General features: G+C 59.8%; 13 protein-coding genes. 10 read left to right on the top strand and 3 right to left on the bottom strand.

The window, feature by feature from the left end; all coding sequences use genetic code 11:
• Positions 1-72 precede the first annotated feature (72 nt).
• A complete protein-coding gene (locus tag PH547_RS07275) occupies positions 73-1,275 on the bottom strand; it encodes a pyridoxal phosphate-dependent aminotransferase (RefSeq protein ID WP_104823718.1) in 1,203 nt (400 codons plus the stop codon).
• Between the two features lie 457 nt (positions 1,276-1,732).
• On the opposite strand from PH547_RS07275, the gene PH547_RS07270 reads away from it, so the two are divergent.
• The 6 genes from PH547_RS07270 (at position 1,733) to PH547_RS07245 (ending at position 8,298) form a co-directional block, all read left to right on the top strand.
• Positions 1,733-4,135 (top strand): marine proteobacterial sortase target protein, encoded by a 2,403-nt coding sequence (locus tag PH547_RS07270; protein ID WP_104823719.1) that lies wholly within the window; start codon positions 1,733-1,735, stop codon positions 4,133-4,135.
• A 4-nt stretch (positions 4,136-4,139) separates the two neighbouring features.
• A complete protein-coding gene (locus tag PH547_RS07265; RefSeq protein WP_104823720.1) occupies positions 4,140-4,814 on the top strand; it encodes a class GN sortase in 675 nt (224 codons plus the stop codon).
• A 123-nt stretch (positions 4,815-4,937) separates the two neighbouring features.
• On the top strand, positions 4,938-6,029 hold the full coding sequence (locus PH547_RS07260; protein ID WP_285167899.1) for a PQQ-dependent sugar dehydrogenase: 1,092 nt from the start codon (positions 4,938-4,940) through the stop codon (positions 6,027-6,029).
• 85 nt (positions 6,030-6,114) lie between these two features.
• Positions 6,115-7,005, top strand: coding sequence for a DMT family transporter (locus tag PH547_RS07255; RefSeq protein WP_285167874.1), 891 nt, complete (start codon positions 6,115-6,117; stop codon positions 7,003-7,005).
• 499 nt (positions 7,006-7,504) lie between these two features.
• Positions 7,505-7,720, top strand: a complete 216-nt coding sequence (locus PH547_RS07250) for a cold-shock protein (protein ID WP_004116423.1) — start codon at positions 7,505-7,507, stop codon at positions 7,718-7,720.
• Between the two features lie 146 nt (positions 7,721-7,866).
• Complete coding sequence (locus PH547_RS07245; protein WP_104823722.1) at positions 7,867-8,298, top strand: BA14K family protein; 432 nt, start codon at positions 7,867-7,869, stop codon at positions 8,296-8,298.
• Positions 8,299-8,361: 63 nt separating this feature from the next.
• Here PH547_RS07245 and PH547_RS07240 read toward each other — a convergent pair whose 3' ends face one another.
• On the bottom strand, positions 8,362-9,006 hold the full coding sequence (locus PH547_RS07240; RefSeq protein ID WP_285167873.1) for an MBL fold metallo-hydrolase: 645 nt from the start codon (positions 9,004-9,006) through the stop codon (positions 8,362-8,364).
• 168 nt (positions 9,007-9,174) lie between these two features.
• Between PH547_RS07240 and PH547_RS07235 the strand changes: the two genes are divergently transcribed.
• Both PH547_RS07235 and PH547_RS07230 read left to right on the top strand, forming a co-directional pair.
• The gene (locus tag PH547_RS07235) at positions 9,175-9,792 is read left to right on the top strand and encodes a DUF1236 domain-containing protein (RefSeq protein ID WP_285167872.1); all 618 of its coding nucleotides are present in this window, start codon (positions 9,175-9,177) and stop codon (positions 9,790-9,792) included.
• Positions 9,793-10,039: 247 nt separating this feature from the next.
• Complete coding sequence (locus PH547_RS07230) at positions 10,040-10,300, top strand: hypothetical protein (protein ID WP_285167871.1); 261 nt, start codon at positions 10,040-10,042, stop codon at positions 10,298-10,300.
• A gap of 72 nt (positions 10,301-10,372) precedes the next feature.
• Here the strand turns inward: PH547_RS07230 and PH547_RS07225 are convergent, their stop codons facing one another.
• Entirely contained in the window at positions 10,373-11,263 is an 891-nt protein-coding gene (locus PH547_RS07225) for a branched-chain amino acid aminotransferase (RefSeq protein WP_285167870.1), read from the bottom strand.
• A gap of 257 nt (positions 11,264-11,520) precedes the next feature.
• Here PH547_RS07225 and PH547_RS07220 point away from each other — a divergent pair, with 257 nt between their 5' ends.
• Positions 11,521-11,997 (top strand): MarR family winged helix-turn-helix transcriptional regulator, encoded by a 477-nt coding sequence (locus tag PH547_RS07220; RefSeq protein ID WP_104823726.1) that lies wholly within the window; start codon positions 11,521-11,523, stop codon positions 11,995-11,997.
• 89 nt (positions 11,998-12,086) lie between these two features.
• Positions 12,087-12,788, top strand: coding sequence for a response regulator (locus PH547_RS07215; RefSeq protein ID WP_104823727.1), 702 nt, complete (start codon positions 12,087-12,089; stop codon positions 12,786-12,788).
• Positions 12,789-12,800 lie beyond the last annotated feature (12 nt).

Raw genomic sequence — 12,800 nt, 5'->3', positions numbered from 1 at the left:
CCGAAGCCATCGGCCTGAACGCAAAAAGCCCGCCATCTCTGGCGGGCTTTCATTTGACTTATCTTCGACTGCTTACTTGCAAGCCGCGCAGAAGCGCTGGATGCGGCGGCAAGCTTCCTCGAGAAGATCTTCCGAAGTCGCGTAGGAAATGCGGAAGTTCGGGCCGAGGCCGAAGGCCGAACCGTGGACGACGGCGACGCCTTCCGATTCCAGGAGTTCCGAGACGAAGTCTTCGTCGGTTTCCATGACCTTGCCGGTCGGCGCGGTCTTGCCGATCAGGCCGGCGCAGGACGGATAGACGTAGAATGCGCCTTCCGGAACCGGGCACGAAATGCCCTTCGCCTGGTTCAGCATCGACACGACGAGATCGCGGCGGCCTTCGAAGATCTTCTTGTTGCGCGGAATGAAATCCTGCGGACCGTTCAGCGCTTCGACGGCAGCCCACTGCGCAATCGAGGTCGCACCCGAGGTCTGCTGACCCTGGATCATGTCCATCGCCTTGATGAGCTGCAGCGGGCCGGCAGCATAGCCGATACGCCAGCCGGTCATCGCATAGGCCTTCGAGACGCCGTTCATCGTCAGCGTGCGGTCGTAGAGGCTGGGTTCGACCTCGACCGGCGTGGCGAACTTGAACTCGCCATAGGTCAGGTGCTCATACATGTCGTCGGTCAGAATCCAGACATGCGGATGCTTGACCAGCACGTCCGTCAGCGCCTTCAGCTCGGCATGCGTATAGGCAGCACCCGACGGGTTGGACGGTGAGTTGAACATGAACCACTTGGTCTTCGGCGTGATCGCCTTCTCAAGGTCGGCAGGCTGAAGCTTGAAGTTGTTCGCCTGCGTCGTTGCGACGAAAACCGGAGTGCCGCCGCAAAGCGCCACCATTTCCGGGTAGGATACCCAGTAAGGCGTCGGGATGATGACCTCATCGCCGGCGTTCAGCGTCGCCATGAAGGCGTTGAACAGGATCTGCTTGCCGCCGGTGCCGACGATCGTCTGCTCCCAGGTATAGTCGAGATTGTTCTCGCGCTTGAACTTGGCGGCGATCGCCTTGCGCAGCTCGGGGATGCCGGAGACCGGCGTGTACTTCGTCTCGCCGCGGTTGATCGCGTCGATGGCGGCTTTCTTGATATTGTCCGGCGTATCAAAATCCGGCTCGCCGGCGCCGAGGCCGATCACGTCGCGGCCTTTTGCTTTCAGCTCGCGCGCTTTTTGGGAAACGGCGATGGTGGCAGAAGGCTTTACACGGGAAAGAGCGTCGGCAAGAAAGGCCATGATGATCGGTCCTAATCGGTTGAAGTGGGCAGAAAGCCTGTGGACCAGATTTCTGCGCTAAGCTCTATGTCGAATGTAGCCCGCTGTTTCAAGCACAAAGGCGTCACAGTGACGTTATTTCGAAAGCCGTAGACGGCGCGCCACACGTCATCGTTGGGCTGCCATACGCCCGCCATTTTCCGAAACGAAGCTCACCCACACGCTCCGGCTGAATGGAGCGAATGAAAGGCGGACAGATGCGAACGCTCTGCCCGACGGTTGAATCATTTTGTGAGGCGGCTGATTCAAGCTCTCAAGTCACCGGAAATTCTTCACGAAAATCATATAGATCGTCATACATCTTGATTGCCACAAATTAGCCTTAACAAATGCTTTACGGCGCCGCAATTCGGTCCTGAAGGAGCCCACCTCTCACACTTTTATCGTGCAATCGGAACCAGTAACGCAGGGGGTAGCCATGTTTCTGGGTGACGAATGCACAACCGAGCGCCTTAGGGCGCACAATCTCATCTCTTCCTTCTCGATCGCAATAACAACATTGGCCGCATTGGCGGTCATGATGCTGAGTCTCATCACCACCGCACGCGCCGAAATCGCCGACCAGGCCGGCCAATCCGGCCGGCAGCTCGCCGGCCTCGTTCGCCCGAACGACGTCAACAGCGGCTCGCTGCTCTTCCCATCCAAGGAGCCTGGCTATTATGTCGAGGCACCGCGCCTGAAGACGGATGTCGAAATCGACGTCACCGGCCCGGTTTCCCGCGTCAAGGTTACGCAGCGGTTCCAGAACCCGAGCAAGGGCTGGGTCGAAGGCACCTATGTTTTCCCGCTGCCGGACAATGCAGCCGTCGACACGCTGCGCATGCAGATCGGCGACCGCTTCATCGAAGGCCAGATCAAGCCGCGCCAGGAGGCCCGGCAGATTTATGAGGATGCCAAAGCCCAGGGCAAGAAGACGGCCCTGCTCGAACAGCAGCGGCCGAACATCTTCACCAATCAGGTTGCCAATATCGGCCCCGGCGAAACCGTCGTCATGCAGATCGAGTACCAACAGAGCGTCCATCAGTCGTCCGGCGAATTCTCGCTGCGCTTCCCGATGGTCGTCGCGCCGCGCTATAACCCGCAGCCGATCGTTCAGAGCGTCGAGTTCAACAATGGCACCGGCTTTGCCGTGCCGCAGGACCCGGTGCCGAACAGAGAGAAGATCGAAGCTCCAGTTCTCGATCCGCGTGAAAATGCCAAGATCAATCCGGTATCGCTGACCGTCAACCTCAAGGCCGGCTTCCCGCTCGGCGAGGTAAAGTCCGCCTTCCACGAGATCAATATCACTGAGAACGGCGAACAGAACCGTGCGATTTCGCTGAAAGGCGACTCCGTGCCTGCCGATCGCGATTTCGAGCTGAGCTGGAAGGCGGCTCCAGGCAAGACGCCGAGCGCCGGCCTCTTCCGGGAAATGAAGGACGGCAAGACCTATCTGCTCGCCTTCGTCACGCCCCCGACGGCACCGGATGCGACGACGGAGCAGCCGAAACGCGAGATAGTCTTCGTCATCGACAATTCAGGCTCCATGTCCGGCCAGTCGATCGAACAAGCCCGCGCCAGCCTGGCGCTTGCGATCTCCAAGCTGCAACCCGGCGACCGCTTCAATGTCATCCGCTTCGACGATACGATGACCGACTATTTCCACGGTCTCGTCGCCGCCATACCGGATAACCGGGAAAAGGCGATCGCCTATGTCGATGGCCTGACCGCCGCTGGTGGCACGGAAATGCTCCCGGCCCTGTCGGATGCACTCCGCAATCAGGGACCGATCGCCAATGGCGCGCTCCGCCAGGTCGTCTTTCTGACCGATGGCGCGATCGGCAACGAGCAGCAACTCTTTCAGGAGATCAGCCAGAACCGCGCCGAAGCCCGCGTCTTCACCGTCGGCATCGGCTCCGCACCGAACACCTACTTCATGACCAAGGCCGCCGAAGTCGGTCGCGGCACCTATACCGCAATCGGTTCGCAGGATCAGGTGGCCGAGCGCATGGGCGCATTGTTCACCAAGCTCGAAAATCCGGCGATGACCGACATTGCTGCCAGCTTCGACAATGCCAAGGCTGACGATATCACACCCAATCCGATGCCCGACCTCTATACCGGTGAACCGGTGGTGCTGACAGCCGAGCTCTCCGACGCACAGCCGAACGGCAAGCTGCAGATATCAGGCAAGACCGGCGCCCAGCCCTGGCGCGTCGAAATGGACATCGCCAATGCCGCCGAAGGCAAAGGCATTTCGCAGCTTTGGGCGCGCCGCAAGATCGACGATATCGAGGCTCGCGCCTATGAGATTCAGGATCAAGGAGCGCTGGACAAGCAGGTCGAAGCGGTGGCACTCGCCCACCACCTCGTCTCACGCGTCACCAGCTTGGTCGCCGTCGACGTCACGCCCTCCCGCCCCACCGACCAGCCGCTTGGTTCCGCCAAGCTGCCGCTCAACTTGCCCGCCGGCTGGGATTTCGACAAGGTCTTCGGCGAAGGCGAAGCTCCGGTCACTGCGCCCAGCGGCGAACGCAAGGCCTCGGTCGAGCCGATCGGCACGACCGATGAACAGGCTGAAGCAGATCAGGCCGATATTAACGGCGCCATGCTTCCCAAGAACGGCTCAGCAAGGCGACAGTCCGCGCTGGCAAGCCAGATTGCCGCCGCGCCGACACCCGCAACCGCCGGCATGATCGCCCGCCAGGCCACATCGAGTGTCAACCTGCCGCAAACTGCGACACCGGCCGAGCGGAACATCCTGATCGGCCTGACCTTACTTGTTTTCGCGGCGATCGCGGCGGGGCTGATGCTGCTGCGCCGCCGAGTCTTTGGATGGTGATGTGATGGGAGGGGAAAGCACTGCATTTTCCCCTTCTTCTCCCCTCGGGAAGAAGGCATTTACACGCCTCGAAAAGCTCGCCCTCGCCTGCATCGCCGCCCTTGCCGTGACAGGCCTGACCTTCCTCGGCAACGGCCTCTATATGAAAGCCAAGGCCGAGCTTGCGCAGATCCTGCTGAAACGCGCCTTCGCCGCCGAGCCTCGTGGCGAGGATGCAAAGCCGTGGCCCTGGGCGGATTTCACCACCGAGGCCGAGGTCCGCGCACCCCGGATCGGTGCGGAAGCGATCGTGCTTGCCGGCGCCAGCGGCCAAGCGCTGGCTTTCGGGCCTGGATGGCTGACGAATACGCCACAGCCGGGCGAAGAAGGCACCGCCGTCATTGCCGCCCATCGCGATACACATTTCCGCTGGCTGCAGGATATCAAACCGGGCGATCTGATCGAAGTCACCCGCCGCGACGGTAGGATACTCACCTTCCGGGCCGGTCAGGGCCGTGTCGCACCATGGGACCGGAACGGCATCGATCCCGCCACGCCCGGTCGTCACCTGGCACTCGCCACCTGCTGGCCATTCGGCGCCGTCACGCGCGGGCCGCTGCGTTATATCCTTGATGCCGAGTTAGTGGACACCGCCAAACAAACGGCTTTACTGGACACAAAGACGTTACCCTCGCCGTAACGCGCCTTGAACAGCAATCCGCTCGTCCCACGTTGCATAAACAGTTCATCGAAGGGAGGAGACGGATTGAAGCGCCTTCACAGAACGGGATATTGCACTGTCCTTGCGGCTTCCGCGCTGCTGATGGCGAACGCCGCCCTTGCCGATCCGGTCAAGACGATCGGCACGCAGAAGGTCAAGGTGAAGATCGAGACGATCGCGAGCGGCCTCGACCATCCTTGGGCCGTCGAAGTGCTGCCGGATGGCGCCTACCTCGTGACGGAGCGACCGGGCCGGATGCGCGTCATCCGTGATGGCCAGACGTCGGCTCCGATCGCCGGTGTGCCGGATGTCTATGCCCGCGGCCAAGGCGGCTTGCTTGACGTCGCCCTCGATCCAAAATTCGCCGGCAACCGTACCATCTATTTCACCGCTTCCATCGCCGCCGGTGGCGGCAGCGGCACGGCAGTCTTCCGCGCGGTCTTATCGCCGGACGAACGGCGCCTGACCGACGTGAAACGCATTTTCGTGATGAACAAGATGTCGCGCGGCAGCATCCAATATGGCTCGCGTATTGCGGTCGCTAAGGATGGCAGCCTGTTCGTCAGCCTCGGCGACCGCGGTGAACAGGACCGAGCCCAGGATTTCCAAGACGATGCCGGTTCGATCATCCATATCGGGACTGACGGCAGCATTCCCGCCGACAATCCGTTCAAGGATGGCGCAAAGGCCCTGCCGGAAATCTGGTCCAAGGGGCATCGCAATCCCGAAGGCATTACCTTCGACGCTGCTGACGGCAAGCTCTATACGGCTGAACACGGCGCCAGAGGCGGCGATGAAATCAACACACCGGAGGCGGGCAAGAATTATGGCTGGCCGGTCATCTCCTATGGACGCAACTATACCGGCACCAAGATCGGCGTCGGCACGGCAAAGAAAGGCATGGAACAGCCGCTTTTCTATTGGGACCCGTCGATCGCGCCCGGCGCCATCGCCGTCTATCGCGGCAAAATGTTCCCGGAATGGAAAGGCGATTTCCTCGTCGCAGCGCTGAAATTCGAGCTGCTGTCCCGTCTCGATCGCAACAGTAGCGGCAAAGTGACCGAACGCGAACGCATATTCGACGGAGAATTCGGCCGGTTGCGCGATGTCGTGGTCGCGCCGGATGGAGCGTTGTTGCTGACGACCGACGAGGACGACGGCGCACTGCTGCGCGTTTCCAGGGCAGCGGAATAGGCTCACATCCTTCAGCCTTTTCACCTTGCCCCAAAGAAAAGCAACTGCTAACGGTCAGCCTCTTTCCCTCTCCCGTAGGATGCAGATGACTCGCATACAGGCGAATTTGGTATTGTTGTTGGCTGCCGCCATCTGGGGCGGAGGCTTCGTCGCGCAGTCTACCGCGATGAAGGCGATCGGACCGTTCTGGTTCATCGGCCTGCGCTTCGCCGTCGCCACCATCGTCGTCCTGCCCTTCGTCTGGATGGAAAACCGCAAGGCCAAAAAACCGCTGACGCGCCGGAACTGGCTTTCCTTCTTCCTCATCGGCGTTGCGCTCTTCGGCGGAGCGGCAACGCAGCAGATCGGGCTTTTGACGACGACCGTCACCAATTCCAGCTTCATCACCGGCCTCTACGTCGTTTTCGTGCCGCTGATCGCCGTCGTCTTCCTGCGCCGGCCGCCGCATTGGATCGTCTGGCCGGCGGCGCTGACAGCGCTCGGCGGGATATATCTGTTGTCCGGCGGCTCCTTTTCACGGCTGACGGTCGGCGATTTCCTGACCGTCATCTGCGCCCTCTTCTGGGCAGCGCAGATCACCCTCGCCGGCTCCTCCGTCAGCGAAACCGGCCGCCCGCTCGGAATCTCCGCCATGCAATTTGCGGTTACCGCGATCGCAGCCCTCGTGGTTGCCGTGATTGCCGAGCCGATCAGCTTCGCCGCCATCCAAGCAGCACTGGGCGAAATCCTCTATGTCGGCATCTTCTCGTCCGGTCTTGCCTTCGTGCTGCAGGTTATCGGCCAGCGTTATACAACCGCGCCCCAGGCTGCGATCTTCCTCTCCTCCGAGGCCCTGTTCGGCGCCTCGCTGGGCAGCCTGCTGCTCGGTGAAACCATGGGCCCCCTGGGCTATGCCGGCTGCACCCTGATGTTCATCGCCATGCTTGCGGTGGAGTTGGTGCCGGAACTCGTCCGGCGGCGTAGCATCGCAGCGTGAAAATTGTTGAAAATACGCGTTATGGCTGTTCTACGCCGGCCTTAATGAATTTTTTTCGAATGATCCGAAAGATGGATTTTGGCTATATCATTTGGGAAAATTTCGCCAAAATTATATCGCAAACGATACAAAAACCTTAGAAACTAGTTGTCGGCGTGGGAAAATTTGCGATTCGCGCTAACACACTTGCATTACGGCAGTGTGCTCTCCGGAACACGTTAAAAAACTTTTGCTTGCCAATTCCCGATAAACACAGCACTCTCAGCGCTGTTCGGGCATTTTTAGAGCATGGGAAGTCCTTAATAAAGTTGCGCGCCGGAAACGCTAAATTATTCCGGTCAGCTTGGTTGAGAAACGATGCGCGAATTCGCTTCGAAACCACGCCGAGGTATAGGGGACCTTTTCCTTCAAATTGCGAGAACTGCCTGCAAGCGCCCGCAAGGGCAATACAGCAATGCTGCCCGTGTGGATGGTGGGCAGAGAGAAAAGGACCTGAGGCATGGCCGAGACTGGCACTGTAAAGTTTTTCAATACCGATAAGGGCTTCGGTTTCATTAAACCGGACAAGGGTGGCGCGGACATCTTTGTGCACATTTCCGCAGTACAGGCTTCTGGTCTGGCAGGACTGTCAGAAAACCAGAAGGTAAGCTTCGACACGGAACCGGATCGCCGCGGCAAGGGACCGAAGGCTGTCAATCTTCAGATTGCCGGCTGAGAGCGCCTTACGGCTGTCATTCGAGTTGAAGCCCGGCAGTGATGCCGGGTTTTATCATTCAGTCTGCATTCAGCTTGCCGTGTCTAGTGTGTCCTCCATAAAGATTGGGAACTACGGTCTTCCGGTTCCCCTTAGAGGACAGACTCATGAACATGCTCGGCAAATCCCTCCTTATGTCCGCCATGGCTGCAGCCCTGACGCTGACATCCATGTCTACCGCTTCGGCCGATGACCGTTGGCATCATCACAACGGGGAAGGTTGGGCAATTGGCGCGGCAGGCCTCGCCACCGGCCTCATCGTCGGCTCCGCAATTGCCAGCCAACCACGTTATGTCGAACCTGATCCGGTCTACGTCGATCCCGACTATGCGGCGCCCGCGCCCTATTACTATCGCGCGCCACCGCGCCGCGTCTATGTCGAGCGTGATGTCGGCTATTACGCACCGCAGCCCGTCGGCCTGCGCCCCTGGTCGTCCCAATGGATGCGTTATTGCTACGACCGCTACAGCAGCTTCGACGGCCGCAGCGGTACCTATCTCGGCTATGACGGCATGCGCCATTTCTGCACAGCCAATTAATCCCTGTGCAAGCTGATGTCTCGAAAGGAAGCGCCGCCATCGAGCGGCGCTTTTGTTTTGGCGTCAAAGCCCCCGCAGGAAGGGATTGGTGCGCCGCTCTTCGCCGATCTGGCCGCCGGGGCCATGGCCGCAGATGAAGCCAACATCGTCACCCAGCGGAAACACTTTGTCGCGGATCGACTCCAAGAGCTGCTGGTGATTGCCGCCCGGCAAGTCGGTACGGCCGATCGAGCCGTGAAACAGCACGTCGCCGACATGGGCGAATTTCTGCGTTCTGTTGAAATAGATGACATGACCCGGGGCATGGCCGGGACAATGGAAGACCTCAAACTCATGTTCGCCGAAGGAAACCTTGTCACCGTCCTTCAGGAAACGATCCGGCACGACGTTGCGAACGCCCTCGATGTTGAACATCTTGCTCTTCGCCTCGATATCCTGCAGCAGCGGGCGATCATCCTCATGCGGGCCGATGACCTCCAGACCCAGCGCTTCCCGAAGTTCGTCGGCGCCGCCGGCGTGGTCGATGTGACCATGCGTCAGCCAGATCGCCTTCAGTGTGATGCCATTTTCGCGCACCGTCTGCAGGATGACATCGACGTCGCCGCCGGGATCCACGACGACTCCCTCCTTCGTTTCCGGATCGAACAAGATGGTGCAGTTCTGTTCGAAGGGTGTCACCGGAATGATGCCGGCCTGGAGCATGCCCATGGGAAGCGCCTCGTCTGTTGAATGCATATCCCGCCGATATAATCCCAAACACCGGGCAAAACAGCCCCTCCTCCCCGGAAAATGCCGAGACTGCAAAACAGCGCAGCGGAACCCTCCGCCCCTGCGAGCGTTTGCACAGGTAGGCTGCCAAAGCAGAGGAGAAAACCAATGTTCGCAAAGAGAAACTTGCTGCTGACGGGCCTTGTGCTCCTGGGCAGTGCCGGGTTCGCGCAAGCGCAGATGTCGGCGACAACTGCGACCGATCTCAACGTCCGCACCGGCCCTGGTCCGCAGTACCCGAGTGTCGGCATGGCAACCCGCGGCTCTGAAGCGACCCTCGACGGCTGCATCCAAGGCAGTAGCTGGTGCCGCATCGATGTCAATGGCATGCGCGGCTGGGTGGACGCCGAGGCCCTGAGCGTTGAGCAGAACGGCAATCCGGTGGTCGTAGAGGAGCACTACAGTCAGCTCGGCGTACCGACGATTACCTATACCGAAACTGATCAGGCGACGACGGGCAGTGTTTCCCCCTCACCGGACGACGAGCTGATCGGCCCGGTCAGTGAGGTCGATGCCGTCGCCCCGCCGGCGGAAGTCCGCACCTACATTACCCAGAACCGGGTCAACACCGTGCGCCTGCGCGGCAACGTCGTGGTCGGCGCCACCTTGCCGCAAAGCGTCGTCATCCACCGTATCCCGGATTATCAATACAGCTACGTGGAAGTGAACCGCCAGCCAGTGCTGGTCGATCCGAATACCCGCCGCATCGTCTACGTGTATCAATGATTCGCGGCCGCTAAGCGACAATTCCTCAAAATCGCCGGCGGCCAAAGGGCCGCCGCTCTTTTTGCGCGGACTTTCCCACCGATTATTGCAGAATTCTCCCGTATGAGTTGCCTTCCTGTTTTCACCGACCGATACATGATGTATTCCTAATATCGACTAGGATTACCGCCACTCCCCGGGGCATGAGCAGGGATGTGGCAGAGGGCATTCCGGAAAGGGCTTCCGGGACAAGGGGGAGAAGGTAATCATGGAAAGTCTGGGGCCAATCATCACACAACTGATCGCCGGCGCAATCGGCGGTAACGCGGCCAGCGCCGCCCTGAAGCAGGAAGGGATCAATCTCGTCGCCAGGACGATTGCTGGCGCCGTCGGCGGTCTGGGCGGCGGCCTCATCCTCAACCTGATCGGCAGCGAAGCGCTGACGGGCATTATCGGGCAGGGCATCTCCGCGCTGATCGCCGGTGGCGTGCTCTCGGCGATCGTCGGCGCGGTTCTCGGCCGGAAATAAGACGAGGTGTCGGATAGAATAGGAGCCGGGGCGGACCAACCCCGCCCGGCTTTTATGGGCTATTCTGAGGTCTTATGCGGCGGCAGCCGCAGTCGGATACACTTCCTTCATGTAATCGTTCATCAGCGTTTCGCTGATCGATGCCGGCGTGAACCGATAGGGGCCGATTTCCGAGACCGGCGTCACTTCCGCCGCCGAGCCCGTCAAGAAGCATTCGCTGAAATCGGGCAATTCTTCCGGCATGATCGCCCGTTCGATAACCTGCAATCCGCGACGTCTGGCGAGTTCGATCACCGTCTGGCGCGTAATGCCGTTCAGGAAGCAATCCGGCGTCGGCGTATGGATGACACCGTCCTTGACGAAGAAGATGTTGGCGCCCGTCGCTTCCGCCACTTGGCCGCGGTAATCAAGCATCATCGCGTCGGCATAACCCTTGGCTTCGGCCGCATGTTTGGAGATGGTGCAGATCATGTAGAGGCCGGCGGCCTTCGAGGCGCAGGGTGCGGTCTTCGGATCCGGGCGGCGATACTCGGCGATGTCGAGGCGGATACCCTTCAGCTTTTCGGCCGGATTGAAATAGCTGCCCCACTGCCAGATCGCGATCGCGACATTGATGCGGTTGTTCTGGGCGGACACGCCCATCATCTCGCTGCCGCGCCAGGCGATCGGCCGCACATAGGCCTCGGAAAAGCCCTGGCGTTTCAGCAGTTCGATTGTCGCCGCATCCAGCTCGGCGACGCTGTAGGGAATTTTGAAACCGAGAATGTCGGCGGACTTGTGAAGACGCTGATTGTGCTCCGTCAGCTTGAAGACCCGGCCGCCATAGGCGCGCTCGCCTTCGAAAACTGCGCTCGCATAATGCAGACCATGAGTCAGCACATGAATCTTAGCGTCCTTCCAGGGCACGAATGCGCCGTTGAACCAGATCTCCCCATCCAGTTGATCAAAAGGAACCGATGCCATCTTGCTTCTCCTCCGGCGCCCGGACGCCATGACTGTTGATTGTTGTCCCCATTACGCATTATCCACGATGGAAGTGGGGAAAATATGAGACGTGTTGGAGTTTTGCGCAGCCGGGCTTAGTTTCCAAATATGGCCATATCCGTCCGGGCGGCGCAAGATCGGCGAAAACTAGCAGCGGCGCAAAAATACGTCAATAAAGCTGACATATTTTTGCGTAAGTTTCCCGATTGCCCCAAAATAGGAAAGGAAATGCCAAGGTGCCACGACTGACGAGCCCAAAAGCAGTAAAACCGGAGCTGCTGGCGACGCCGATGGAGAATGCGGGGATCATCGATTTCGAGATTATCGAGCTGCTTTTCTTTGCCTATCGGGACTTCGTGTCCGATCCCGACCAAATTCTGGACAAGAGCGGATTCGGTCGCGCCCATCACCGCGTCGTCCATTTCGTTAACCGCGAACCCGGCATGACGGTTGCGGACCTGTTGGAAACATTGAAGATCACCAAACAGAGTTTGGCGCGGGTTCTCAAACAATTGATCGATTCAGGGTATATTCATCAGGTGGCCGGACCTGAGGATCGTCGGCAGCGCAAGCTCTATCCGACACAAGCCGGCCGCGATTTGGCACTGGCGCTGGCCGAGCCGCAATCGCGCCGTATTGAACGGGCATTCGAAGGCGCGTCCGATGCGACGCGCGAAAGCGTCAAAAGGTTCCTGAGGGGAATGCAGGACTGAGTCATGGTCTCGAACCGAAGAGCCGCAAAGCGGGGTTTTGGACAAGACCATCTCAATCAAACGGATAGAACAAGATCGAGACGGATTGAATGACAACAAAAACAGCAATTTCGGACGATGCAGCGCACCTCCTGGTCGTGGATGACGACACGCGTATCCGCGCCCTTCTCAACCGTTATCTCATGGAAAAGGGATTCCGGGTGACGGCCGCCGCCGATGGCGCCGAGGCCCGCCGTAAGCTCGAAGGGCTCGATTTCGACCTGATCATCATGGACGTGATGATGCCCGGCGAATCCGGAATCTCGCTGACGGCAAGCCTGCGCGCCATCAAGAGCATTCCGATCATCATGCTCACCGCCCTTGCCGAGTCCGAAGCCCGGATCGCCGGACTGGAAGCCGGCGCCGACGATTATCTGCCGAAGCCTTTCGATCCGCGCGAACTCGTGCTGCGCATCAACAATATCCTGCGCCGCAACGCGCCGGCCGACGCGCCGAAGATCGAACAGGTAATGTTCGGCCCCTATACCTTCTCGCTGACCCGCAAGGAGCTGAAGAAGGCCTCCGAGCTCATCCGCCTGACCGACCGGGAGCAGGAAATCATGCTGCTTTTTGCCAAGCGCGCCGGCGACACGATTCCCCGCCACGAACTGATCGGCAGCGACGCCGAAGTCGGCGAGCGCACCATAGACGTGCAGATCAACCGCCTGCGCCGCAAGATCGAGGACGATCCGGCCAACCCCATCTGGCTGCAGACGGTGCGCGGCATCGGCTATCGGCTGAGCATAGATTAATTTCAATTCCCT

Source organism: Rhizobium cerradonense (genome assembly GCF_030182455.1).
Taxonomy (GTDB): domain Bacteria; phylum Pseudomonadota; class Alphaproteobacteria; order Rhizobiales; family Rhizobiaceae; genus Rhizobium.
The sequence above is the reverse complement of the archived record's forward strand: the minus strand, read 5'-3'. Positions and strand labels throughout refer to the sequence as shown.